Origin of the sequence: Brevundimonas intermedia (assembly GCF_027922165.1) — a bacterium.
Lineage (GTDB): Bacteria > Pseudomonadota > Alphaproteobacteria > Caulobacterales > Caulobacteraceae > Brevundimonas > Brevundimonas intermedia.
The window spans coordinates 541,627-566,783 of sequence record NZ_BSFD01000011.1 but is presented as its reverse complement, the minus strand read 5'-3'; the positions used below and the strand labels follow the sequence as shown (position 1 = coordinate 566,783).

General features: G+C 65.2%; 18 protein-coding genes. 9 read left to right on the top strand and 9 right to left on the bottom strand.

The genetic code is table 11. The annotated features are described in order from the left end of the window. The first annotated feature begins 41 nt into the window (after window positions 1-41). The 6 genes from PKE72_RS16185 (at window position 42) to PKE72_RS16160 (ending at window position 6,709) form a co-directional block, all read left to right on the top strand. Window positions 42-1,196 (top strand): fumarylacetoacetate hydrolase family protein, encoded by a 1,155-nt coding sequence (locus tag PKE72_RS16185; protein WP_271166395.1) that lies wholly within the window; start codon window positions 42-44, stop codon window positions 1,194-1,196. Continuing rightward, window positions 1,193-1,951 (top strand): D-xylose 1-dehydrogenase, encoded by a 759-nt coding sequence (gene xylB, locus PKE72_RS16180; protein ID WP_271166394.1) that lies wholly within the window; start codon window positions 1,193-1,195, stop codon window positions 1,949-1,951. Before PKE72_RS16185 ends, xylB begins: the two co-directional genes overlap by 4 nt. 56 nt (window positions 1,952-2,007) lie before the next feature. After that, window positions 2,008-3,441 carry a sugar porter family MFS transporter gene (locus PKE72_RS16175; RefSeq protein WP_271166393.1) on the top strand — a complete coding sequence of 478 codons (1,434 nt, stop codon included), beginning with the start codon at window positions 2,008-2,010 and terminating at the stop codon, window positions 3,439-3,441. Between the two features lie 80 nt (window positions 3,442-3,521). Beyond that, the gene (locus PKE72_RS16170; protein ID WP_271166392.1) at window positions 3,522-4,964 is read left to right on the top strand and encodes an aldehyde dehydrogenase family protein; all 1,443 of its coding nucleotides are present in this window, start codon (window positions 3,522-3,524) and stop codon (window positions 4,962-4,964) included. Between the two features lie 3 nt (window positions 4,965-4,967). Further along, window positions 4,968-5,837 carry an SMP-30/gluconolactonase/LRE family protein gene (locus tag PKE72_RS16165; RefSeq protein WP_271166391.1) on the top strand — a complete coding sequence of 290 codons (870 nt, stop codon included), beginning with the start codon at window positions 4,968-4,970 and terminating at the stop codon, window positions 5,835-5,837. Then, window positions 5,834-6,709, top strand: a complete 876-nt coding sequence (locus PKE72_RS16160; protein WP_271166390.1) for an aldose 1-epimerase — start codon at window positions 5,834-5,836, stop codon at window positions 6,707-6,709. Before PKE72_RS16165 ends, PKE72_RS16160 begins: the two co-directional genes overlap by 4 nt. On the opposite strand, the gene pelA is transcribed toward PKE72_RS16160, so the two are convergent. The 6 genes from pelA to PKE72_RS16130 all read right to left on the bottom strand — a co-directional run bounded on the left by pelA (window position 6,706) and on the right by PKE72_RS16130 (window position 16,395). Further along, complete coding sequence (gene pelA, locus PKE72_RS16155; RefSeq protein ID WP_271166389.1) at window positions 6,706-7,785, bottom strand: pectate lyase; 1,080 nt, start codon at window positions 7,783-7,785, stop codon at window positions 6,706-6,708. The two genes, PKE72_RS16160 and pelA, sit on opposite strands and share 4 nt — an antisense overlap. A gap of 88 nt (window positions 7,786-7,873) precedes the next feature. After that, on the bottom strand, window positions 7,874-11,212 hold the full coding sequence (locus tag PKE72_RS16150; protein WP_271166388.1) for a TonB-dependent receptor domain-containing protein: 3,339 nt from the start codon (window positions 11,210-11,212) through the stop codon (window positions 7,874-7,876). A 307-nt stretch (window positions 11,213-11,519) separates the two neighbouring features. After that, window positions 11,520-13,148, bottom strand: coding sequence for a family 43 glycosylhydrolase (locus tag PKE72_RS16145; RefSeq protein WP_271166387.1), 1,629 nt, complete (start codon window positions 13,146-13,148; stop codon window positions 11,520-11,522). A gap of 144 nt (window positions 13,149-13,292) precedes the next feature. Beyond that, complete coding sequence (locus tag PKE72_RS16140; RefSeq protein WP_271166386.1) at window positions 13,293-13,931, bottom strand: 2-dehydro-3-deoxy-6-phosphogalactonate aldolase; 639 nt, start codon at window positions 13,929-13,931, stop codon at window positions 13,293-13,295. Next, on the bottom strand, window positions 13,928-14,818 hold the full coding sequence (locus PKE72_RS16135) for a 2-dehydro-3-deoxygalactonokinase (RefSeq protein ID WP_271166385.1): 891 nt from the start codon (window positions 14,816-14,818) through the stop codon (window positions 13,928-13,930). The genes PKE72_RS16140 and PKE72_RS16135 overlap by 4 nt, the downstream gene beginning before the upstream one ends. 2 nt (window positions 14,819-14,820) lie before the next feature. Further along, entirely contained in the window at window positions 14,821-16,395 is a 1,575-nt protein-coding gene (locus PKE72_RS16130; protein WP_271166384.1) for a sodium/sugar symporter, read from the bottom strand. Between the two features lie 202 nt (window positions 16,396-16,597). Between PKE72_RS16130 and PKE72_RS16125 the strand changes: the two genes are divergently transcribed. The 3 genes from PKE72_RS16125 (at window position 16,598) to PKE72_RS16115 (ending at window position 20,056) form a co-directional block, all read left to right on the top strand. Then, a complete protein-coding gene (locus tag PKE72_RS16125) occupies window positions 16,598-17,371 on the top strand; it encodes an IclR family transcriptional regulator (RefSeq protein WP_271166383.1) in 774 nt (257 codons plus the stop codon). Between the two features lie 131 nt (window positions 17,372-17,502). Further along, on the top strand, window positions 17,503-18,252 hold the full coding sequence (locus PKE72_RS16120; protein WP_271166382.1) for an SDR family NAD(P)-dependent oxidoreductase: 750 nt from the start codon (window positions 17,503-17,505) through the stop codon (window positions 18,250-18,252). A gap of 1 nt (window position 18,253) precedes the next feature. Next, complete coding sequence (locus PKE72_RS16115) at window positions 18,254-20,056, top strand: IlvD/Edd family dehydratase (RefSeq protein WP_271166381.1); 1,803 nt, start codon at window positions 18,254-18,256, stop codon at window positions 20,054-20,056. 51 nt (window positions 20,057-20,107) lie between these two features. Here the strand turns inward: PKE72_RS16115 and PKE72_RS16110 are convergent, their stop codons facing one another. The 3 genes from PKE72_RS16110 to PKE72_RS16100 are packed head-to-tail and all read right to left on the bottom strand — an operon-like array spanning window position 20,108 to window position 25,136. Beyond that, window positions 20,108-22,090, bottom strand: a complete 1,983-nt coding sequence (locus PKE72_RS16110; protein ID WP_271166380.1) for a glycoside hydrolase family 97 protein — start codon at window positions 22,088-22,090, stop codon at window positions 20,108-20,110. Next, the gene (locus PKE72_RS16105) at window positions 22,087-23,625 is read right to left on the bottom strand and encodes a tryptophan halogenase family protein (protein WP_271166379.1); all 1,539 of its coding nucleotides are present in this window, start codon (window positions 23,623-23,625) and stop codon (window positions 22,087-22,089) included. The genes PKE72_RS16110 and PKE72_RS16105 overlap by 4 nt, the downstream gene beginning before the upstream one ends. Further along, the gene (locus PKE72_RS16100; RefSeq protein WP_271166378.1) at window positions 23,625-25,136 is read right to left on the bottom strand and encodes a tryptophan halogenase family protein; all 1,512 of its coding nucleotides are present in this window, start codon (window positions 25,134-25,136) and stop codon (window positions 23,625-23,627) included. The genes PKE72_RS16105 and PKE72_RS16100 overlap by 1 nt, the downstream gene beginning before the upstream one ends. Between the last annotated feature and the right edge of the window lie 21 nt (window positions 25,137-25,157).

Here is a 25,157-nt window from a genome sequence, read left to right as displayed (position 1 = left end):
GTAGCGCTACCACATCATAGAGTGTGGAAGGGGAGACCAATTTGAACCTAGCCTCACATCTGCCGACGGACTGGCGCGATGCCCGCTTGCTGGGACGGATCATGACTCCCGCTGGGCCGTCGCCGGTTCTTGTCCGGGGCGGGCGCCTCTATGATATCTCCGGCCAGGTGGCCACGACGGCTGAAGCCGTGTCTCGTACCGAACTGGACCGAATCGAAGGCGTCGATCTGGGGGCGTTGGACGAGCTGTCGTTCGTGACGGCTTGGGATGAGGCGGGTCAGGCGGACATCGTCCTGCTGTCGCCCCTGGACCTTCAGTGCATCAAGGCGTCGGGCGTCACCTTTGCGGTCTCGGCCCTTGAGCGGGTGATCGAGGAGCGGGCGCGCGGCGACGCCGACGCCGCCAATGCGGTTCGCCAGTCCATTCTGGATCGGATCGGCGGCGACCTGAGAGATTTGCGGCCAGGCTCCGAACAGGCTGAGGGCGTCAAGGCGCAACTGATCGCCGACGGCATGTGGTCACAGTATCTGGAAGTCGCGATCGGTCCCTATGCCGAAATCTTCACCAAGGCGCCGGTTCTGGCCTCGGTCGGCTGGGGCGCAGAGGTGGGCGTTCGTGCAGACTCGGCCTGGAACAACCCGGAACCCGAGGTGGTCGTGATCTGCGATCCGGTCGGCCGCCCTGTCGGCGCCAGCCTGGGCAATGACGTCAACCTGCGCGACATCGAAGGGCGTTCGGCCCTGCTGCTGGGCAAGGCCAAGGACAACAACGCCTCCGCCGCCATCGGCCCCTTCATTCGCCTGTTCGACGACGGCTTCGGTATGGACGACGTGCGCGCCGCGACGGTGCGGCTGGAGGTCGAGGGGCAGGACGGCTTCGTCATGACCGGCGAAAGCTCGATGCGGCTGATCAGCCGCGACCCTGAGGAGTTGGTGCGCCAGACCCTGAGCGCCCACCAGTATCCGGACGGCTTCGCCCTGTATCTGGGCACCATGTTCGCGCCGATCGAGGATCGCGACGCGCCGGGCAAAGGCTTCACCCACAAGATCGGCGACCGGGTCCGCGTATCGTCCGAGAAGCTGGGCGTGCTCGAGAATATCGTGACCACCTGCGACCAGGCCCCGGCCTGGCGGTTCGGGGTGGTCGAGTTGATGCGTAATCTGGCCGGTCGCGGCCTGCTGGGAGTCTCTGTATGAGTCGCGCCGTCTATCCGTCGCTGAAGGACCGTCTGGTCGTCGTCACCGGCGGCGGTTCCGGCATCGGCGCCGGCTTTACCGAAGCCTTCGCGCGCCAGGGCGCCCGCGTCGTGTTTCTCGATATCGCCGAGGCCGAGTCTCGCGCGCTGGAGGCCTCGCTGGCCGAGCTGTCGCCGGCGCCCGTCTTTCATCCCTGTGATCTGACCGACGTCGCCGCGCTTCAGACCTGTCTGGCTGATGTGATCGCCGGCCATGGTCCGATCGACGTCCTGATCAACAACGCCGCCAACGACGACCGTCACACGCTGGCCGAGGTCACGCCCGAGTATTGGGACAACCGCATCAATGTTAACCTGCGCCACCTCTATTTCGCGGCCCAGTCGGTTGCGACCGGCATGCGCGAGAAGGGGCGGGGGGTGATCATCAATCTCGGCTCGATCAGCTGGCACCTGGGTCTGCCAGACCTGTCGCTGTACGAGACCGCCAAGGCCGGCATCGAGGGCATGACCCGCGCTCTGGCCCGCGAGCTGGGCCGGGACGGGGTGCGGGTGGTCTGTATCGTGCCGGGTAATGTCCAAACCCCGCGCCAGATGAAATGGTACACGCCCGAGGGCGAGGCCGAGATCGTTGCGGCCCAGTGCCTGCCCGGTCGGCTTCTGCCCGCGGATGTCGCGGCGCTGGGCCTGTTCCTCGCCTCTGACGACGCACGTTTGATTACAGGCCACGAGTATTTCGTGGACGCAGGCTGGCGATAGGCTTTCCTGCGACGTTCAACGCCCGCGTCAGACGGGCTCTTTGGGAGTAGATCGAAATGGCAGGACCAACGGGGGGCTCTGGCCCGGACATCGCGGGGGACGACCGCGTCAACATGGCCTTCATCGCCCTGATCGTGGCGGTCGCCACCATCGGCGGCTTCATGTTCGGCTATGATTCCGGCGTCATCAACGGCACCCAGGACGGGTTGGAGGCGACCTTCAATCTGTCGGCGCTCGGCACCGGGTTCAATGTCGGCGCCATTCTGCTGGGCTGCGCCTTCGGGGCCTTCATCGCCGGTCGTCTGGCCGACGCGATCGGCCGGCGTACGGTGATGCAGATATCAGCCGTCCTGTTCATCATCTCGGCCTTCTGGGCCGGCGCAGCCGATACCTCGGCTCACTTCATCATCGCCCGATTCATCGGCGGCCTGGGCGTCGGGGCGGCCTCCGTGCTGTCGCCCGCCTATATCTCCGAAGTCACCCCGGCCTCGATCCGCGGCCGGTTGTCGTCGGTGCAGCAGATCATGATCATCACCGGCCTGACCGGCGCCTTCGTGGCCAACTATGCGTTGGCCCGCACCGCCGGCGGATCGACCGCCGACTTCTGGCTGGGCTTCCCCGCCTGGCGCTGGATGTTCTGGCTGCAGGTCATCCCGGCCGCCGTCTATCTGCTGGCCCTGCTGGTGATCCCGGAAAGCCCGCGCTATCTGGTGGTCAAGAAGAAGGACGCCCAGGCCGAGGCCGTGCTGTCCAAGCTGTTCGGCGCCGGCGCCGGCGCGCGCAAGGTTCAGGAAATCCGCGCCTCCCTGGCCGCCGACCACAAGCCGAAATTCTCGGACCTGCTGGATCCGACCACGCGGACGGTGCGCCCCATCGTCTGGGCCGGCCTGATCCTGGCGGTGTTCCAGCAGTTGGTCGGCATCAACATCGTCTTCTACTATGGGGCGGTGCTCTGGCAGTCGGTCGGCTTCTCCGAGAACGACGCGCTTCAGATCAACATCCTGTCCGGCGTCCTGTCGATCGCGGCCTGTCTGGCGGCGATTGCGGTCATCGACAAGATCGGCCGCAAGCCGCTGCTGCTGATCGGTTCGGCGGGCATGTTCGTGACCCTGGCGGTCGTGGCCTGGTGCTTCTCTCGCGCCGCCCTGATCGACGGTTCGCTGCACCTGGACGACCAGACCGGCCTGACCGCCCTGATCGCAGCCAACGCCTATGTGGTCTTCTTCAACTTCAGCTGGGGCCCGGTCATGTGGGTCATGCTGGGCGAGATGTTCCCCAACCAGATGCGCGGCTCGGCCCTGGCCGTCGCCGGCTTCGCCCAGTGGATCGCCAACTTCGCCATCTCGGTCAGTTTCCCCTGGATGGCCGCGACGCTCGGCCTGGTCGTCACCTATGGTTTCTACTCGGTCAGCGCCCTTATCTCCTTCTTCCTGGTCCAGGCCTGGGTCAAGGAGACGCGCGGTCGCGAACTCGAAGACATGACGGGCTGATTTTCACCCCTTCGATACCCATCTCCCCGAGACGGGCGGCGCTCCCCCGCCGCCCGTCAGCCTTATGAAAAGGACATCCCATGACCGACACGCTTGAACTCTCGCACTGGATCGGCGGCGAAAAGGTCTCCGGCGCGATCGCCGGCGAGAGCCTGAACCCGTCGGACACCCGCGACGTCGTGGCCCGTACGCCCAAGGGCGGCGCCGCCGAGGTCGACCAAGCCGTCGCGGCTGCCCGCGCCGCCTTCCCCGGCTGGTCCGACGCCTCGCCGGAAGTCCGTTTCGACGTGCTGGACAAGGCGGGGTCGCTGATTATGGCGCGCGCCGCCGAGATCGGCCGCCTGCTGTCGCGTGAAGAAGGCAAGACTCTGCCCGAAGGCATCGGCGAGACCATGCGCGCCGCGCGCATCCTGAAATATTTCGCCGGCGAGGCCCTGCGCGTCCACGGCCAGAACCTGGCCTCGACCCGTCCGGGCGTCGAGATCCAGACCTATCGCCAGGCGGTCGGCGTCTTCGGCCTGATCACGCCCTGGAACTTCCCCATCGCCATCCCGGCTTGGAAGATCGCCCCGGCCATCGCCTTCGGCAACACCGTCGTCATCAAGCCTGCCGGCCCGACCCCAGCCACGGCCGAGGCCCTGATCGCCGTCCTGCATGAGGCCGGTCTGCCCAAGGGCGTGGTCAATATGGTCATCGGCGACGGCGACGTCGGCCGCGCCATCGTGGCCCATCCGGGCATCGACGGCATCAGCTTCACCGGCTCTCAGGCCGTGGGCGCCGGCGTGGCCGAAGGCGCGGTCAAGCGTCAGGCCCGGGTCCAGCTGGAGATGGGCGGCAAGAACCCGCTGATCGTTCTGGACGACGCCGATCTGGACCGCGCAGTCGCCGTGGCCCTGGACGGCAGCTTCTTCGCCACCGGCCAGCGCTGCACCGCCTCCAGCCGCCTGATCGTACAGGACGGCATCCACGACCGCTTCGTCGCCGCCCTGGCCGAGAAGGTCGCGGCGCTTCGCGTCGGCGACGCCCTGGATTCCAACACCCAGATGGGTCCGGCGGTCAGCGAGAGCCAGCGCGAGGTCTCCTACAAGTACATCGACATCGCGCGCGAGACGGGCGGCCGGATCGTGACGGGCGGCCAGCGTCTGAACCTCGACAAGCCCGGCTGGTACGTCCAGCCCACCCTGATCGCCGATACGGCCGCCGACGCCCGGATCAACAATGAGGAGGTCTTCGGCCCCGTCGCCTCGACCATCCGCGTCGCCACCTATGAAGAGGCCCTGGCCGTCGCCAATGGCGTCGAGTTCGGCCTGTCGGCCGGCATCGTCACCCAGTCGCTGAAATACGCCCGCGACTTCCAGCGCAACGCCAAGGCCGGTATGACCATGGTCAACCTGGCCACGGCCGGGGTCGACTATCACGTCCCGTTCGGCGGATCGAAGAAGTCCAGCTATGGCTCCCGGGAACAGGGCTTTGCTGCGGTGGAATTCTACACCCAGATCAAGACCTCCTATTCGGCGAGCTGATTGATGAGCGTTGTGGAACTGGCCCAGCCAGAATTGGTCTGGGACATCCAGGCGGAGCTGGGCGAAGGCCCCGTCTGGGACGCCGAGCGCAAGGCGGTGTGGTTCGTCGACATCAAGGGTCGCAAGCTGCACCGCTATACGCCCGCAAACGGTGAGACCGTTTCGTGGGATACGCCGGACCAGACCGGTTTCGCCCTTCCGGCGGACGATGCGTCGCTGGTCTGCGGGGTTCGGGGCGGGTTGCACCGTTTCGAGCCCGAGACCGGGGTCTTCACCCTGATCCAGCCGGTGGAGGAAGACCGGCCACAAAACCGACTGAACGACGGCTTCGTAGCGCCGGACGGCTCGCTGTGGTTCGGGTCGATGGACGACAGCGAAGAGGTCCAGACCGGCGCCCTCTATCGCTGGTTCCAGGGCGAACTGACCCGGCACGACGACGGATACGGCGTCACCAATGGTCCCTGCCTGAGCCCTGACGGGCGGACCCTGTATCACCACGACACCCTGGCCAAGACGGTCCTGGCCTTCGACCACGCGGACGGGGTGTTGTCGAACCGGCGGGTCTTCGCCGTGACCGAGGACGGCTATGCCGACGGACCCAGCATGGATTCCGACGGCGTGCTGCACGTCGGCCTGTTCAACGGCTGGGGCGTGGCGAAGTTTTCGCCGCAGGGCGAGCGGATCGGCAAGATCGAGGTTCCGGTCCAGACCGTGACCAAGGCGGCCTTCGGCGGCGAGGATTTGCGCGACCTCTATATGACCACCGCTTGGCTGGGGAACGCCGACAAGCGCGGCGAGCAGCCCACCCTGGGCGGGCTTTACCGGGTTCGGGTCGAGACGCCGGGCCTGCCGCAGAACAAGATCCGCCTGTGAGCCTGCTGACGCTGACGGCCGGGGACTGGCGCGCGACCGTGGCGCCGGAGCAGGGCGGGGCGATTCTGAGCCTGGAGTGGCGAGGGCAGCCTGTATTCCGTCAGACGCCCGAAGGGGCGACCGACATGCTGGAGACGGCCTGTTTCCCTCTGGTCCCTTATGCCAATCGGATCGCCGACGCGCGGTTCGAGTTCGAGGGGCGGGACGTGCGTCTGAGAACGCTGGACCGGTTCGCGCCACACGCCTTGCATGGCGACGGTTGGCTGAACCCCTGGACGGTCGAATCGGTCGATGACGGTTCCATCGAGATGGTCTTGGACTGGTCGGGCGGAGGGGACGGCGAGGATTGGCCCTGGCCGTGGCGGGCGCGGCAGGTGGTCCAGCTCACCGACCTGGGTCTGGAGGTCACCTTGTCGGTGACCAATACCGGTGATGCGGTCATGCCGGCGGGCCTGGGTCTGCATCCCTATTTCCACAAGTCCGCCGACAGCCGCCTCAGCCTGTCCGCGACCGGGGTCTGGCTGACCGATGCGCGCGAAATCCCTGAGCGGGTGGCGGCGCCTGATGCGGTGGTCGATTGGAGCGGCGGACTGGCCCTGGCCGAAGCGCCCTTCGTCGATCACGCCTATGCCGGCTGGGCCGGTGCAGCGGTCATGGAAGGCGGCGGCCGGCGCGTGATCCTCTGCGGCGGAGCCGGCGCGGAATGGGCGCAGGTCTATGCGCCCGTCGGCGCAGACTATTTCTGCGTCGAACCGGTGACCCACCGGCCGGACGTATTGAATGCCCCGCCAAGCGAGCAAGGCGGTCTGGCGCGGCTGCTGCCGGGCGAGAGCCTGAGTCTGGTCATGACCGTGATAGCCGAAGACCTCTAACGCGCGGGCAGGCCCACCCGGGTCCGCCAGGCCGGATAGTCAACATTGATCAAGGCGGCGGGCCAGGTTCCGACATAGTTGTAGCCGGCGCGGCGCTCCTGCTCGATTTCGGCCAGGCTGGCGCGGGCGATCGACTCCCGGCCCATGAAGATCGGCGCGTCCGTCTCCAGATCATAGAAGCGCGCCCATAGCGGACCCTCGCCCGGCGCCGCCACGACCCGACGATCCGGCTTGCCGTCGGTCTCGAAGGTCTCGACGCGAAGGTCCGGCAGGGCCACGGCCCGGAACCAGTCCACGGCGCCTTCGACGGCGGCGATCACGTCTGGCGAGGGGTGGTCGATGCTCATGAGAAAGCGAACGACGCCGACGCTTTCATTGCCGGACAGCGACGGCGGTTCGAACCGGCGGGCCCAGGCGGGTTCAAGGGTTACGGCGTCGTGCTGGGCGCACCAGGCGGTCAGGCGGCCGTTCCGAAGTACCTGGGTCTTGAGTATCAGGGCTGTCCCCGCTTCAACCGCGTCGGCCGCGCGGGCGCGTCGAGCCGGGTCTACAAAACCATAGGGCGACCGGCCGCCGGCGACGCCCTGCAACAGGCGCAGGACCCTGACCATGGCGTCGTCATTATAGGTGATCTGGTCGTAATAGCCGCCGCGCAGCGGATAGAACTGGGGCCAGCCGCCGTTCGGCCTTTGCGCCTCAAGCAGATAGTCTAGGCCCCGATCAAAGGCCGGCCTCGCCGCCTCGTCGCCCGCGCTAATGACGCGCGCGAGGAAGTCGAGCGGCAGGGTCGTGCCGTCATTGTCGATGGTGTTGGCCAGCCCTGGATCGGCGTTTGGACGCGGCGGAGCGAACAGGTCGGTGTTCTTGGGCCATCCGCCCTCGGACGACTGATGTAGGACCACCGTCGCGGCCATGTTCCGCGCGGCGTCAGATCTGTACCAATCCGCCGGCCGCCGCACGACCTGCGACCCCCAGGCGGGCGTATCCGTTTCCGCTGCAGCAAAGGCTGGCGCCAAGGGGGACGAGGCCAGGACCAGGGCGATGACCGATGTCAGGATCAGACTGCGACGGCTCATGGGACTCTTTCCGACTTCACTCAAAAATTGAAGGGCGCCGATGCTTCGGCGCCCCTCGAGGTTCGTTCCTTGGGAGAAGGCGACGATCTTAGAAGACGAAGCGGGCGCCGACGAAATACTGGCGGCCGGTGCTGCCGTAGCTGTTGACCACGGGATCGTCCTGATAGGCCCAGCGCTCGTCCTTCTGGTCCGTCAGGTTCAAGGCCTCGGCCGTGATCGTGACATGGTCCGTCAGCTTGTAGGTGAAGGCCGCATCGACGTTCAGGGTCTCGTTTGAGCCGATGAAGTCATTGATCAGCGGGGAGTCGCACTGACCCGGATCGCAGCCGCCGGCCGCCAGGGGGTAGGTGGTCTGATAGGCGGCGCGGTAGGCGGCCGAGACGCGCGCGCTCCAGCGCGGGACTTCATAGAAGATCGTCGCGTTGAAGGATTCCGGCGAGGCCCCCAGGAAGGGCGCGGTGCCCGTCAGATTACGCGCCGGGTCCAGGATATATTCCAGCTCGGACTCGATGTTGGTGTAGTTGGCCTGAAGCCCGAACCCGTCGAAGGGCGCCGGCAGGAAGGTGAAGTTCTGCTGATAGGCGATCTCGAATCCGGACAGGGTGCCACCGGGCGCGTCGTCATACTGGCGTAGGACGAAGGGTAGATCGGCGTCGAGATAGGCGCGCCGGCTGTCCGAGGCCTGGTCGACCAGGCCGTCGTAGGTGGCGCGGAGATTGGCGATCTGGTCCGCGTCGAACACTTCACTGAGACGGCCTTCACGCAGCACGACTTGCGGGAAGCTCTCGATCTCCTTGTGGAAATAGGCGACCGACAGCAGGGCGTCCTTGGCGAAATACCATTCGACATTGAAGTCGAGGTTGGTGGCGCGGAAAGGCTTGAGCTTGGTGTTCCCCAGGGTGATCTGGGCGTTGGAGCCGTCGAACTCGGCCGCAGCGCCCGCGACGCCCACCGGGACGGTGAAGGCGGTGACGCCGGGTTGAAGCGCCATCATCTGAGGCCGGGCCATGACCTTGGCGGCGGCGAAGCGGACGATCAGCTTGTCGTTGGGTTCCCACGCCAGGTTCAGCGACGGCAGGGTGTCGTTGTATTCGTTGTCGTTGCTGATGGGACGGCCGCTGGGCGAACGGCCGCGCGAATCCACGCTGGTCTCAGCGCGGCGCAGGCCGGCGTTGCCGCGCAGGGTGCCGATGGGCAGCGGCAGGTCGAAGTCCATCTGACCATAGTAGGACAGGCTTTCCTCATCGACCCAGAAGGTGTTGACTCCGCCGTTGCGTAGATCCGACAGACGCCAGTCGCCCCATTCGTTGATGCAGTCGCAATCGAAACCGAAGCGGTTCTGGAAAGCCTGAAGGTTCGGCGCGAAGAAGGAGGTCGGCATGCCGTCCGGCACATCCAGTCCGTCGCCCCAACTGACGACCTGGCCCATCTGACCGACCGTGGTCGCCTGGGCCAGGCCGGTGTTAACGCCCTCCAGCAGGCTGGGGTTCATGGTGTCGCCGATCAGGCGTTCATAGCGGGTGTAGTAGAAGTCGAACTTCCGTTGACCGATGCCGAAGCGCAGGGTGACGTAGTCGTTGTAATCCCAGCGGAAGTCGGCCTTGGCGGTCTGGTAGCCGTTCTCAGTGACGGTCCGGAAGGCGCGCAGGGCGGAGTAGCCCTTGACGAAGTCCCAGTTGCTCGGATTGGCGACGTCGAAGCCGAAGTCGATGAACGGCATGTCGCCGCCCGCCCGGTCGTCATAAACGAAATAGTCGTTGCCGGCGACGCCCTGACCGGAGTCCAGACGGATAAAGTCCGCCAGCAGGCCGGTGTTTTCATTGGTCGATTCCGAGTCGCCGAACAACAGCGACATGCTGAAGCGATCGCTGAAGTCGTGCTCGATATTGATCGAGTTCTGGCGGAAGTCCGTGGTGTAAGAGCCCTGGTCCACCGCTGAACGCATATCGACGTTGCCCAGCACCAGGTAGTTGGCGTTGTCGCCGTTCGCACTGAGTCCCGCATCGATCAGCCTAACCGACGGCCGGCCGATGAAGGCCCCGCGCATCGCCATGTAGCGCGGGTGGGACACATAACCAACCGACGTCGGCTGGTTATAGTAGTCGTACACGTCAAGGTTGTTTGGGTTGAAGCTACCGACACCCGCCGCCAGGGTCTGGTTGGTGGCGCCGGGCGCGGTCGAGAAGATCGGCGTGGAGCCGTACAGCGACTGGCCGCAGTCGATGGCGTCCCGGAACTCGGTCGCAGCCTGGGCGGTGCAGTTGGCGTAGGCGCCGCGACGGTTGTTGTAGCTGTTGTTGGTCGCACTGGTCGTCGGCAGGGTGTTGTAGCTGAAGGCCGTCGTCGTGCGGTTGCCGTTGGTGTTGTTCCGGTTCAGACCGACCGGACCGATCTGGTAATTGGTCGAGGTCTGATTCATCTTCGAATAGAGATTGTCGAAGTTGATCGTCGTGCGATCCGTCGGCCGCCATTGGCCCGACAGGGTGACGCCCAGACGATCCTGATCGACCTCACGGTGGTTCAGCGTCGCCAAGGCCGGGATGCGGACCAGGGATCCCTTGGTGCCGCCGCCGTTGATCAAGGCATAGGCTTCCGGGTCCGAACCGATCAGATAGTTGATCGCCTCCGGGTTTGTGACGCGGGGCAGGGCTGTGGCGGGGTTGGTGCCGATAGGCAGGGCGAAACCCTGGTGGTCGCCGGCGGCGTTGGTCCCGACGTTGTTGAAGGTGGCGCCGCGGTAGGCGTAGTCGAACGAGCCGACCTGACGCGAATAGCTGTCGATCACCTGTTTACGTTCGTTGTAGGCCACCGAGCCCAACAGGCCGAATTCGCCGATCTTGCTGGTCCAGCGGTCGGACGCCAGCAGGGCGACGCGGGGGCTGTGCTCGCCGCCGTTCTCATAATAGGCGTCCTGAAGAGTCAGGGCGAGACGACGCTCGGAGAAGTCGAACGGACGCCCCGAGATCAGATCGACCGTCGCGCCCAGGGAGCCCTCGTCAGTCTGGGCGTCGGCGGACTTCTGCACCTTTAGCGAGTTGAACAGCTCCGACGCGAACGTGTTGAACTGGAAGCCGCGATCCCGGCGCAGGGCGCCGTCGGCGTTGCTGGCGCCCGAGGTGGAGAGGGTTTCCAGGCCGTTTAGTCGAACCCGCGTGAAGTCGCCGCCCAGGCCTCGCACAGAGATCGAATTGCCTTCGCCGTTTTCGCGGTCGATCGAAACGCCAGGGATCCGCTGCAGGGATTCCGCCAGGTTCGCGTCGGGGAAGTCGGCGATATCCTCGGCGTTGATCACGTCGACGATGGTGTTCGAGCGGCGCTTCTCGCTGAGCGCGCTGGCCAACGAGGCGCGGATGCCGGTGACGACGACCTCATCGACCGTCGCGGCCTGCTCCGCCTCCTGCGCAAACGCAGGGGCGGCGAACAGCATCGCCCCCATCAAGATCGCGGCCGGCGAGGCCGCTGCGCGCAAATGTCCTATGGTTTGGTTTTGCATCCGTTCCCTCCGTTTCATCCGCTCCAGCCTCTGACGGGCCGGATGCCGATATCCCCTGCTCCTCGCTCACCGAGGATCAGCCTGCTTTACTGCAACACGATCAAGCGACCGTCTTGCAATGTCACCGGTGTCATATGGCTAAAATAAGGCGGGCGCTAGCCCCAAATTTTGCTTTCGAATTTCCGTGTTGTTCGACGTCTGTCGCGCGTCGGGTCGGGCTGCGCTGCGCCGTGGGTATCGATTACAGGGCCTTGAACTTGAAATTGCGGAAGCGCGCTTCGCCTTCGCCAGCGGTGTAGAGACCGGGACGCAGCATCATAAAGCCGCCGCGAACATTCTGATTATAGCCGGAAACTTCCATGCCTCGGTCGAAACGGGTCCAGGCTTGGCCGTCGGGCGAAGTGTCGAAATAGACATTCTGATACGCGTTGGTCAGGCGGATGAACATCCGTCGGCCGTGCGGGTTGGCCGGACGGCCGCGTTCGATGCCGTACTGGTGGGTGACGAACCTCTGGGCGTCGAATCCGAGGCCGGCGTACAGGGCGCGGTCGTAGAACAGGATCAGGCCCGCCACGGCGCCGGGGTCGATCTCGATCTCGCATTCGATCTGATAGGCCTGCTCGCCCTGGACGAAGGTGAGGGGCGAACAATCGACGGGAGCCTTGCCCTTGGCCCGCATGTGCAGGACGCCGTTCTCGCGACGCAGGCGATCCTTTTCGTTCGGCTGAGGGTCGTAGAAACTCCACTGTAGGCCGAACTTGTCGGTCGAGAAGTCGTCCGACAGAGCCATGCCGTGCGGCGCGGCTTGGCCGCCGCGCGGCTTGGGAATTGGCTGCGACAGGTCGCCGCCCTTGGCGTGGAACCAGCCGTCTTCGGTCCATTCGATGGGATCCAGCAGGGTTTGACGCCCCAGACTCCAATAGGCGTTTTCATAGCCGTGATAGACCATCCACCAGTCGCCGGCCGTCGGCCCTTCCACCAGGGTGGCGTGGCCACGCGACCACCACTTTTCGGCGCCGGATCGTGTGCGGACAATCGGGTTGTTGGGGCAGTCTTCCCATGGCCCATTGATCGACTTCGACCGTGCGGCGATGACCATATGGCCGGTCGGCGGGCCTGCGGTGCCGCCGATGGCGGTGATCATGTAGAAATAGTCGCCGCGCTTCAGCAGCTTCGGCCCTTCTTGGGCGAAGCCTTCGACGATCCAGTCCTCGGGGTAGCGCCACGCCTTGTAGACGCCCTTGTCCACCGGTCCGTCGACGGCCAAACCGTCGTCGGTCAGCTTCACCCGGTCGCCGCCGTTCAGGAACAGATAGCGTTTGCCGTCTTCACCGACGATATGGCCCGGGTCGATGTGGGCCGGGAGTTTCAGATCGATCGGCTCGCTCCATGGCCCTTCGATGCGGTCGGCCCAGATGACATAGTTGGAGCGGTATTCTGGGAAGCGAGCCGGGATATAGCAGTAGAAGCGGCCGGCGTGCTTGATTAGCTCCGGCGCCCAGACCGAGCCGATATTGGTGGTCAGGGCCGCGGTCACCGGCCCCCAGTTCACTAGGTCGCGCGAATGCCAGATGTGGATGCCCGGCACCGACTCGAACGATGAGAAGGTCATATAGTAGTCGTCGCCGTCCTTCAGGATAGACGGATCCGGGTGGTCGCCGGCGACGATTGGATTGAGGAATGTGCCGTCGCCGAGGTCGGCCATTCGCTGGCCCTCGACGCCGCGACGCCATTTCATGTGCGCCCATTCCCGACCTAGAGGCGCGGCTTCCTCGTGGGTCTGGGCGAAGGCGGCGCGGACGGGCAGGGCCGAGGCCGCGACGCCGCCCAGCAGGCCGGCCAAGGCGGTCCGCCGGTCGATGAATCTCATGGTCGTTTCCTCGTCTGCTCTTATTGGCCGAAGCGAGCGTCATAGGAGCCGAGGTCTGTCACCGGTGTCAATTTGAAAAGCCGAGTCACCCCTTCCAGTGCGATCAACAGCGACAGACGAGGTAAGAAGGAAGAAGAGGTCGGGTCAGCGCGCCGATGCGGCCTTGGTCCAGGCCGACACGAAGGCGTCGGCGTTGCGGCCGACCTCCTCGGCAGACTGGCCGGGCTTGAACACGGCCGAACCGATGCCGAATCCGGAAGCGCCGGCGGCCAGCCACTGACCCATGCTGTCGGGATCGACGCCGCCCACTGGATAGACGCGGGTCGCGGCGGGCAGGACGGCGCGAACCGCCTTCAGACCGCGTGTGCCGGCGACCTCCGCCGGGAACAGCTTGAGCGCGTCGGCGCCGGCGTCCAATGCGGCGAAGGCCTCGGACGGCGTGAAGAAGCCGGGCAGAGACAGCAGGCCAAGACTCTTGGTCTCGCGGATCACGTCGGTGTTGGTGTTGGGCGAGATGATCAGCTGGCCGCCGGCCTGGGCCACTTCGCGCGCGGCGGCGACGGTCAGAACCGTGCCGGCGCCGACCAGGGCGCGGTCGCCCAGGGCCGCGCGCAGCCGACGGATGCTCTCCAGCGGATCGGGCGAGTTCAGCGGGACTTCCAGGCAGCGGAAGCCGGCGGCGACGATGGCTTCTCCGACCGCGACCGCCTCGTCGGGCTTCAGGCCGCGCAGGATGGCGATCAGCGGCAGGGCGTCCAGGCTTTCGACGGTGGGGGTAATCATCGGGATACAGCCTCGTGAATGCGCCACAGGCCGAGGGCCGTGGCGGCGGCGCCGTCCGCGATCCCGACGGCGTGGAAATCAGCCTGCGCCAGGGCGGCGGCGTAGCGGCGACAGAGCGGCTCGGCACCGATCAGGAGGATCGGGCGGCCGCGGGCATCGATCTGGGCGGCGACTTCGGCCCCGATCAGAAGGCCGGACAGATAGTCGGCGGCGGAGGTCGAAGAAAGCCGCCCGGCCAGACCTTCGACCCGCACCGAAAACAGGTTGGCGGTTACGGCAGGGTCATGCAGCGCTCGTTCAACCCCGCTGGCGAAGGCGTCGTCGTCCACGCCCGGATCGCCCATGTCGGCGCCCAGGATCGTGCCCTTGCGGATGGCGGCGAACAGTTCGCCGGTCATGAAGGTGCGAAAGTCCGTGATCCGGCCCTGGGCTGTCCGGATCCATTTGCTGTGGGTGCCGGGACCGACCACGACGGCGTCGTCCTGAAGGTCCAGCCCGAAGACCTGGGTTTCCTCGCCGCGCATAACGTCCTGAAGACGTTCGGATTCGAGCGCGGCGACGCCGGGCACGAGGCGGACCAGGGGCGCGTCATCGGGCGAGGCGACGGCGCCGGCCAGGTCCGCGACGCCGGCGGGGCAGGGCAGATAGGCCATTTCGCGCCAACGCCCCCGCGCGCCGGCCATGCCGCTGATCAGGACGGGCAGGCCTTCGCTTAACCAGTCGCCCGCGACATCCTGAAGGACGTTGTGGAACTGGTCGGACGCCAGGCCGCCCGCGCCGCGCGGGTCCGAACGACTGTCCAGAACCCGCCCGCCTTCGGCGATCCGCATGGCGCGCAGATTGCTGGTGCCCCAGTCGACACCGATCAGGCCTGTCGTCACGCTCACCCTTACCACCAGATCGAATAGACCAGGATCAGGAAGGCGACGACGCCGACGGCGGCAAGGTTGAAGCCCAGCGACGTCTTATAGCTGATCTGGTCCAGCTTGATCTTCATGGCGCCCGGTTTGGCCGGGACCAGCAGCGACACGATCACTGCGGCGACCAGGGAGACGACGAAGACGACGCCGACCCGGTTCATGAAGGGGAAGATGAACTGCCCGGTCTCCTGCAGCCACCAGAAGATCGCCGACAGCACCACCGAGCCGATTGCGGCGGTCAGGGCGCCGGCTTCGGACGCGCGTTTCCAGAACAGGCCCAGCATGAAGATGACGACGATGCCCGGGGTGAAGAAGCCGGTGAACTCCTGGATGAACTGGAAGGCCTGATCGAAACCACCCAGCAGCGGTCGGGCGGTCAGGATGCCGATGACCACGGCGACGACGGCGGCGATGCGGCCGACCGTGACCAACTGATGCTCGGGCACGTCCTTCTTGATCTTGGCGTAGAGGTCCAGGGTGAAGATGGTCGAGATCGAGTTCACCTTGGACGCCAGCGAGGCGATGATGGCCGCGATCAGGGCGGCGAAGACCAGGCCCTTCAGACCGACCGGCAGCAGGTTCATCATCGAGGGATAGGCCTGGTCCGGCGCCGACAGGTTCGGCGCCAGGATCAGGGCGGCCATGCCCGGCAGGACCACGATCACCGGCATCAGCAGCTTCAGATAGGCGGCGAAGGCGATGCCCTTCTGGGCTTCCGGCAGCGACTTGGCGGCCAAGGCGCGCTGGATGATGTACTGGTTGAAGCCCCAGTAGCTGATGTTCATGACCCACAAGCCGCCCAGCAGAACGGCGATGCCCGGCAGTTCCTGATAGTGGGGGCTGTCCTTCGACAGGATCATGTCGAACTTGTCCGGGAAGTCGGTCAGCAGGGTGTGGAAGCCGGCGAGGGCGCCGCCCGTGCCGCCGATGGTCGACAGGGCGATAAAGCCGATGATCAGGCCGCCGCAGACCAGCAGGGCCACCTGGACGATGTCGGTCAGGGCCACGGCCTTCAGGCCGCCCCACAGCTGATAGGCCAAGGCGAAAACGCCGATGGCGACGATGGCGTAGTCCTGGTTGAAGCCGGTGACGGTGTGCACGGCGATGGCGCCCAGCCACAGGATCGAGGTCACATTCACGAAGACGTAGAGCAGCAGCCAGAAGACGGCCATCACGTTGCGGATCGTCGGTCCGTACCGCTGTTGCAGGAACTGCGGCATGGTGACGATGTCGTTGCGCAGGAAGATTGGCAGGAAGAACTTGCCGACGATCAGCAGGGTCAGGGCCGCCATCCATTCATAGGATGCGATGCCCAGGCCGATCACATAGCCGGATCCGCTCATCCCGATGATCTGTTCGGCCGAGATGTTGGCCGCGATCAGCGAGGCGCCGATGGCCCACCAGGGCAGGCTTTTGGACGCCATGAAATAGTCGGTGGAGGTCTTCTGCTCGCCGGCCTTGCCGCGAGAGACCCACTGGGCCAGGCCGAAGATGAAGACGGCGTAGATCGCCAGAATGGCCAGATCGATGCCCGCGAGCGTCATGTGCATTTCCCCTACAGCCCTTGGTCCGGGCGGCCCTTGGTCCGGGCTTCGCGCAAAGCCTAGGGGAGGCGTCGATCCGCCGCAACGATATTTTTATATATGCTGGGCGATTTTACCCGCGACAATGCTAAGGTCGACGCGCTCGCGGGCTTCACCCAACGGAGACGCCCCTTTAGCCTATGGATCTTGCCGCAGGATTCCCATGACCGATCAAGACCCGACTGACGACCGCAAATATAGAGCGCCTGCGCTGGAGAAAGGGCTGGACGTGCTGGAGCTGCTGTCGGCACAGGGCGAACCGATGACGCCGTCACAGATGTCGGTGACGTTGGGACGTTCGGTCAGCGAGCTGTTCCGTATGATCCAGGTGCTGGAGTTTCGCGGCTATATTGAGCAGTCGCCGGACGGTTATCGCCTGACTAACCGCCTCTTTACGCTCGGCATGACCCAGGCGCCGATCAAATCGCTGGTCGATGTGGCCATGCCCGCTATGCGTGATCTGGCGTCGAACACCTTACAGTCCTGCCACCTCGTCGTCCCGTCCGGCGACCAGATCGTTGTGATCGCCCGAATCGAGAGCCCGGGCGACCTCGGTTATTCGGTACGGATCGGCTATCGCCGCAGCATTCTGCACGCGACGTCTGGCCTGATGTTCTATTCCCGGTCCAATCCGCGGGCGCGCAAACACTTGCACGATAGCTTGGTTTCTCTGTTTGGAGAGGCGGATGTGATCGAGTTCGCGGAGCGAGCCATGGCCATGACCCGAGGCGCTCATGTTGAGCGCGCTAGCGATTTCGTGGTCGGCGTCACCGATCTGGTCGCGCCGATCATGGGGTCGGACGGGGTCATAGCCACCCTCATCACGCCCTTTATCGAGCAGGCGTCGATGGTCTGCACAAAGGATCAGGCGGCGACCCTGCTGGTCCAGGCGGCCGGTGCGATTTCCGATCAGATGAGCGCCGTCTCACAAGCCTGATCTCGGACGAGTTTCCGCCGTTGACAGGAGCAAAGGCAGTCGTCATTTTCGTTGACGGTAACGACTTTCATTTGTGAAAGACCAATAGCCGCCGATAGAACGGCGGGCGTCGAGGAGGCGCGCTTCGAATCATGGCCGCCATCTACACCGACCTTAAGGGCAAGACTGTCATCGTCACCGGCGGCGCCGGCGGCATCGGTGAGGGCATTGTCCGCGCCTTTCACGCTCAGGGCGCTCGCGTCGGGTTTCTGGACATCGACGCCCAGCGTGGACCGAAGCTTCAGGCCGAGTTGGGTGCGGACACACGGTTCGTCGCCTGCGACCTGACGGATATTCCGGCGCTGAAGGCGGCTGTAGCCGAGGTGCGCGCGGCGTTCGGCCCGATCGACATCCTGGTCAATAACGCCGCCCATGACGAACGTCATGCGACTCTGGACGTAACAGAAGAATACTGGGACGGCCGAATGGCCGTGAACCTGAAGCATCAGTTCTTTGCAGCCCAGGCCGTGCTGCCGGACATGAAAGCGACGGGCAAGGGCGCTATCGTCAATCTGGGTTCGACGTCCTGGATCATCGGGCAGGGCGGCATGCCGGCCTATACGGCGTGCAAGTCGGCCGTCATCGGCCTGACCCGCTCGCTGGCCCGCGACTTCGGCCCCTTCGGCGTTCGCGTGAACGCGGTTGCGCCCGGCTGGATCATGACGGAACGCCAGCTGGAGCTCTGGGTCACGCCGGAGACCGAAAAAGAAATCTACGCCAACCAGTGCCTCAAGCGCCGACTCGTGCCGGACGACATCGCCAAGATGGTCGTCTTCATGTGCTCGGACGAGGCCGGGGCGATCACCAATCAACACTATGTCGTCGATGGCGGCTGGACCTGAAATGACCGATACCCCCAAGACCGCGAAGACGCTTCGCAGCCGCGCCTGGTTCGACAATCCGGAAAACCCGGACATGACGGCCCTCTATCTCGAGCGCTATCTGAACTATGGTCTGACGCGAAAAGAGCTTCAGTCGAACAAGCCGATCATCGGCATCGCCCAGACCGGCTCGGACCTGTCGCCCTGCAACCGTCACCACTTGGTGCTGGCCGAGCGCGTTCGCGAAGGCATTCGCGAGGCCGGCGGCATCGCCATGGAATTCCCGGTCCATCCGATCCAGGAAACCGGCAAGCGTCCCACGGCGGGCCTGGACCGTAACCTGGCCTATCTGGGTCTGGTCGAGAGCCTTTACGGCTATCCGCTGGACGGGGTCGTCTTGACGATCGGCTGCGACAAGACCACGCCCGCCTGCCTGATGGCGGCCGCCACGGTGGACATCCCTGCCATCGCCCTGTCGGTCGGACCGATGCTGAACGGCTGGCACCGTGGCGAGCGCACCGGGTCGGGCACGATCATCTGGAAAGCGCGCCAGATGATGGCGGCAGGCGAGATCGACTATGACGGCTTCATCGAACTGGTCGCCTCGTCGGCGCCGTCGGTCGGCTACTGCAACACCATGGGCACGGCCACGACCATGAACTCGCTGGCCGAAGCTCTGGGCATGTCTCTGCCCGGCTCGGCCGCCATTCCCGCCCCGTATCGCGAGCGCGCCCAGGTCGCCTATGAGACCGGTCTGCGGATCGTCGAGATGGTGCGTGAAGATCTGAAGCCGTCGGACATTCTGACCAAGGAAGCCTTCCACAACGCCATCGTCGTCAACTCCGCCATCGGAGGATCGACCAACGCTCCGATCCACCTGACCGCCTTGGCGCGCCATTCTCATGTCGATGTGCCGTTGCAGGACTGGCAGGCCGAGGGATTGCACGTGCCGCTGCTGGTGAACCTTCAGCCTGCGGGCGACTATCTGGGCGAGGACTATTTCCATGCCGGCGGCGTGCCCGCCGTCGTGGCGGAACTGATGAAACAGGGGCTGATCAACGAGGACGCCCTGACCGTCACCGGCAAGTCCATCGGCGACAACTGCCGTGACGCCGAGATCGTCCTGCCTGACGTCATCAAGACCTTCGACGCCCCGATGAAGACCGACGCCGGCTTCGTCGTTTTCACCGGCAATCTGTTCAACTCCGCCATCATGAAGCTGAGCGTGATTTCGCCTGAGTTCCGCGCACGCTATCTATCTAATCCCGATGACCTGAACGCCTTCGAAGGCCCGGCCGTCGTGTTTGACGGGCCTGAGGACTATCACCACCGGATCGACGACGAGAGCCTTGGCATTACCGAACAGACCTTGCTGTTCATGCGCGGCGCAGGCCCCATCGGCTATCCGGGCGCGGCCGAGGTCGTGAACATGCGGCCGCCGTCCTATCTGATCAAGAAGGGCGTCAGCGCCTTGGCCTGTATCGGCGACGGACGTCAGTCGGGCACCTCCGGCTCGCCCTCGATCCTGAACGCCTCTCCCGAGGCGGCGGCCGGCGGCAACATCGCCCTGCTTAAGACCGGCGACCGGGTGCGGATCGACCTGAACACCGGCCGGGCCGACATCCTGATCTCCGACGAGGAACTGGCCGAGCGCCGTAAGGCGTTCGAGGCTGCCGGCGGCTACAAATACCCGGCGTCGCAGACTCCGTGGCAGGAGATCCAGCGCGCTACCGTGGGTCAGTTGGAAACGGGCGCCGTGCTGGAGCCCGCAATCAAATACCACCGCATCGTCGACAAGTTTGGCCTTCCGCGCGACAACCACTGAGGCGTCATGGCCAAAAGGAAAGGGGCGGCGCGAGCCGCCCCTTTTTTTGCGTCAGCGGGGCGTGATCCTGATCGCCGCCCCGCCGCTGGGTTTCAGCGCCAGCCTCAGCGTCGTTCCGCTCTCCACCGTCTGGGTCGAGATCGCCGTGCGGTTCGGTGCATCGGTGTCGGCGTAGACGGTCGCTTCGAACCGGCCGCGTCCAAGGAAGTCGAGCGGCAGGCTTATGGTCCGCGCGTCCGCATTGGTCATGGCGCCCACGTACCAGTCGCGACCCTTGCGACGCGCGAGGACGATCGACTGGCCGATCTCGCCTGAAATGAACCGGGTTTCGTCCCAGGTCGTCGGAACCTGGCCGATGAAGGCCGTCTCCGGCTGGCCGGCGTAGGCGTCGGGCGTGTCAGCGACGGTCTGGAGCGGGCTTTCATAGACGACGAACATCGCCAGCCCGTGCGCCCGGGTTGTCATCACCGTGGGCCGCAGGAACCGCCACTGGAAGGTTTCGGGCGTCTGGTTGCCGAACCCGCCGGGCGTATAGTCCATGGGGCCCAGCAGCATACGCGTATAGGCCAGGGTGACGTTGTGGTCGGCGGTGATCCGGCTGGACCATTTGTTGTTTTCGGCCCCCAGCACCCCTTCCTGGGTGATGAAGTTGGGGTAGGTCCGGGTCAGGCCGGTCGGGTGGAAGGCGCCGTGCAGATTGACCATCAGACGCCGCTGCGCCGCTTCGGCTAGCAGCCTGTGATACCAATCGACCATCACTTGGTCGTCTCGGTCCATGAAATCGACCTTGATCCCGGCGATCCCCCAGGTCTGGTAGCGGTCCAGGGCGGCGTCGAACTGGGCGTCCAGCGCCTTCCAGTTAAGCCACAGAAACAGGCCCACCCCTTTGGCGCGGCCATAGGCGACCAGTTCCGGTATGTCGATCTGCGGGATGGTTTCGGTCACGTCCACGCCGGGCCGAACGACCCCGCCGCCGCCGGCGCCGCGATACCAGCCCTCGTCGATCGTAACATACTGAAGCCCGTTGGCGGCGGCGAAGTCGATGAAGGCCTTGAAGGTGGCGGTGTTCATGCCGCTGTCTTGCACCGCGTCGATATGGCCGCCGTTCCACCAGTCCCACGCCGATTTCCCCGGTTTGACCCACGACGCATCAAACGTCGCCGGCGCGCTGAGATCGGTGATCAGGGTGGATTCGATCAGGTCGCCGGCATGGTCGCCGACCATGATCACCCGCCACGGCGTCTCCAGGTCCTGCCCGATACGCGCCGTCGCCACGACGGCGGGGACGCCGCCAGGCGCGTCCGGCCGTGGAGCCAGCTTGGCCTGCACGCCCAAGCCGCCGTCGCCGCGTCCGGTTAGGTACAGGCCCGGATAGTTTTTAAGGTCGGCCTCGGCGATGGCGAAGGCAGGCCCGCCCGGCGCCGTTTCGCAGACCAGAGGGGCGTCGTAGGCGTTGTGGTCGCGGATCCGCGAGGCGAGGATTGGGTCGAACTCGCCTTCGTGGCTGGAGTTGAACCGGCCGAGATTCAGTCCCCAGCAGCCATAGTCCGAAGGGAAGGCGAACTGGGTGTTCTCCGCCACCACGCCCAGCGGCGCGTCCTGGCCGGCCGGCACCCGATAGCGGAAGGCGACCCCGTCGTCATGGGCGCGAAGCACAAGAACCATCGCGGGTTTGTTGTCTGCGGAGACTGGGGTCAATGTGACCTCGCGCCAGTTGGAGCGCACACGGGACGTCCGCCCCAGCAGGGCATAGTCATCCACGCCCTGTCGGATCGGCGATGCCGTAAAAGCCTCGTCGCCGCCTACCGTCACGCGGTTCTCCAGCGTCAGGCCGATCAAGGATGGAGCAACAAGAACCTGGCCGTCACGCAGCACGGACAGCGAAGGCTTGCCTTCGAGCATTTCCACTCGGACGGTTAATCGCCCATTGGGCGAGGCGAGATCGATCGGGTCGGCGAAGGCGGCGGCCGGCATGGCGTTGACCCAGGCAGCAAGGGCCGCGCCGCTCAGCAGTCTCACGACTAAAGACGTCATACAGGATTCCTAGTTTCAGCAGCTGCAAGAGGCCCTACCGCGCAGCGGCTGGAAATATAGCTTTCGTGTGTGGGCATCTGCTCCACGGCGCGCCGGATGGCCAAGCGGATCTCGTTCAGCCGGTGACGAACCTGGTCCTGTGCAACGGTTTCGGTCAGCGGGTCGCAGCGGGCGGGGAACACACCTTGGCCCATCAGGACTGCAACCCAGCTAGCTTCCTGGAACAGTTCGTCTTCGTAGCGGAAGACCCGACCGCGACTGCGGAACAGATCAATCTTCTGGGTCAGGCTGTCGGGTATCGCCATAGCGCGAACCTGACGCCAGAGCGGGGCGTCGTCCCGCTCGGTCGCGTGGTAGTGCAGGATGATGAAGTCGCGGACCCGTTCGAATTCGGTCTGCATCAGCCGGTTGTAGTTGTCGATGTCCGCCTGCGCGAAGCCGGTATCGGGAAAGCTGAGCAAGAGCTTGGACAGACCCGACTGGATGAGGTGGATGCTTGTCGATTCCAGGGGTTCGACGAAACCGGAGGCCAGTCCCAGGGACAGACAGTTCTTGTTCCAAGTCTTGCGCCGGCGGCCGGTCGTGAACCGCAGGAAGTTGGGCTCGCCCGCCGCAGGTCCGTCCAGCGACGCCCGAAGCGTCGCCTCGGCCTCATCGTCGGACAGGAAGGCGCTGCTATAGACATAGCCGTTGCCCGTCCGGTGCTGAAGCGGGATGCGCCAGCGCCAGCCCGCCGACAGGGCCGTGGATTGGGTGTAGGGTGTCGGCGGCGCCACGCGGGCGCACGGCATGGCCACGGCGCGGTCGGCAGGCAGCCAGTGGGTCCAGTCCTCGTAGCCGGTCTTCAGCGCACCCTCGATCAGCAAGCCGCGGAAACCGGAGCAATCGATGAAGAAGTCGGCCGCCAGTTCGCGGCCGTCTTCCAGTTTGACGGAATGGATGAAGCCGTCGCTGTCGCGTAGTTTCACCTTGGCGATACGGCCTTCGTGACGAGTGACCCCGCGCGCTTCTGATTGACGCCGCAAAAAGCGGGCATAGAGACCGGCGTCGAAATGGAAGGCGTAGGTCATCCGCGCCAACGGCGAGTGTGGCATGTCCTCGGGGCGGGCGAACCGCCCCAGTCGCGCAGCCACTTCTGTAGGCGCATATTCAGCCAGTTCGCCGACACGGCTGTCGCCGTCGTGCGCCCTCAGCCAGTACTGGTGAAAGGCCGCCACGCCGAGCGGTGCGCCATAGGCGCCGAAGGGATGGAAATAGCCGTGCCCTTGGCGCAACCAATCCTGGAATGCGATGCCCAGTTTGAACGTGGCCTGGGTCTCGCGGATGAAAGTGTTCTCGTCGATGCCAAGCAACTGGTTGAAAAGCTTGATCGGCGGGATTGTGGCCTCGCCGACGCCGACCGTGCCGACGGCCTCTGACTCGACAAGCTCGATCCGAACCGCCGTGCCCAGTATGTGCGACAGGGCGGCTGCCGCCATCCAACCGGCTGTGCCGCCGCCGACGATCAGGATGCGTTGAACCGGCGCCGGGGCCATCAGGCGTAACCGGTGAAATGTTCGGAATGGGGGGGGAGGCTGGCGACGGCCTGACGGATCAGGTCGGCGAAGCGTGCGGCTTGGCGCTCGACATCATCCAACTTGTCGATTCCGACGAGCGGCGTCGCCTGTCGCGGCCAGACGCCCAGGCCGGTGAAGACAGCGGTCCAACTGTCCTCGCGGAAGGACTCGTCTTCCAGCAAGGGGATGTCGCCGCGTGCGCGGAAAAGTTCGATCTTGTGAAGCAGGCTGTCGGGCGGCGTGGTCTCGCGGCAGCGCCGCCACAGATCGCCGTCCTTCCGTTGCGCCAAGTGATAGTGCAGTACGATGAAATCCCGAATCCGCTCGAACTCTTGCGCCGAACGACGATTGTACTCGCGGACAAGCACGGGATCGAAACTGCGATCGGGGAACATCTCGAGCAGCCGGCCGATGCCGGTCTGGATCAGATTGATGCTGGTCGACTCCAACGGCTCCAGAAAACCCGAAGCCAGTCCGAGGGAGACGACATTGCCCTTCCAGACCTCCCGCCTACGCCCGGTGACGAACCTCAGGCGGTTGGGCTCAGCTAGGGGCGGCGATTCCATCTGACCGATCAGGTCATCCAACGCCGTCTGGTCTTCGATGTGAGCGCTGGAATAGACATAGCCGTTGCCGACCCGGTGCTGCAGCGGGATACGCCATTGCCAGCCGGCTGAACGGGCGCGGGCCGTCGTGAACGGCTCTGCCGGGCGGGTTGCCGCGCAGGGCAGGGCGACGGCTCGGTCACAGGGGAGCCAATGGCTCCAGTCCTCGTACCCCGCCTTCATCGTCTGTTCGATCAAAAGGCCTCGGAAGCCCGAACAGTCGATGAACAGGTCGGCCTCGACCCGGCGGCCGTCCTCTAGCTGTACGGCCGCGACAAGTCCTTTGTCCGGATCCTGAACGACATCGACGACCCGACCCTCGCAGCGCGTCACTCCCAGACCTTCCGCCAGGGTCCGCAGACGACGCGCGAACAGGCCGGCGTCGAACTGGAAAGCGTAGGAATAATGAGACAGAACGGAACGGGGGTCGGCCACCGGCGGAGCGAACCGGCCGGCGCGCGACATGGCGGTCGGCGCCGACCAGGGTTCCAGACCCTCTATCCGGCCCGCTGTTTTCAGTCGGAACAGGTATTGCCGCCAGGGCTGTCCGGCGACCGTTGGGCCATAATCGCCGAAGCCATGGAAATAGTCTGAGCCGGGGCTGCTCCAGTCCTTGAACGCAATGCCCAATTTGGCGGTGGCGGCCGTGGACCGGATGAAGTCATCTTCAGCCAGTCCCAGCATTCGGATGAACTGACGGATCGGCGGGATGGTCGCCTCGCCGACGCCTACGGTTCCTATGGCGTCCGACTCGACCAAGGTAATTTCGACGGCTAGGCCCGACGGGCGGGTGAAAGCGCGGGCCAAGGCGGCGGCGGCCATCCAGCCGGCCGTACCGCCGCCGACGATAGTGATGCGGCGCACCGCTCCCGACGAGTCGTTCATTCCTCTCCCTCCACGCCGGCT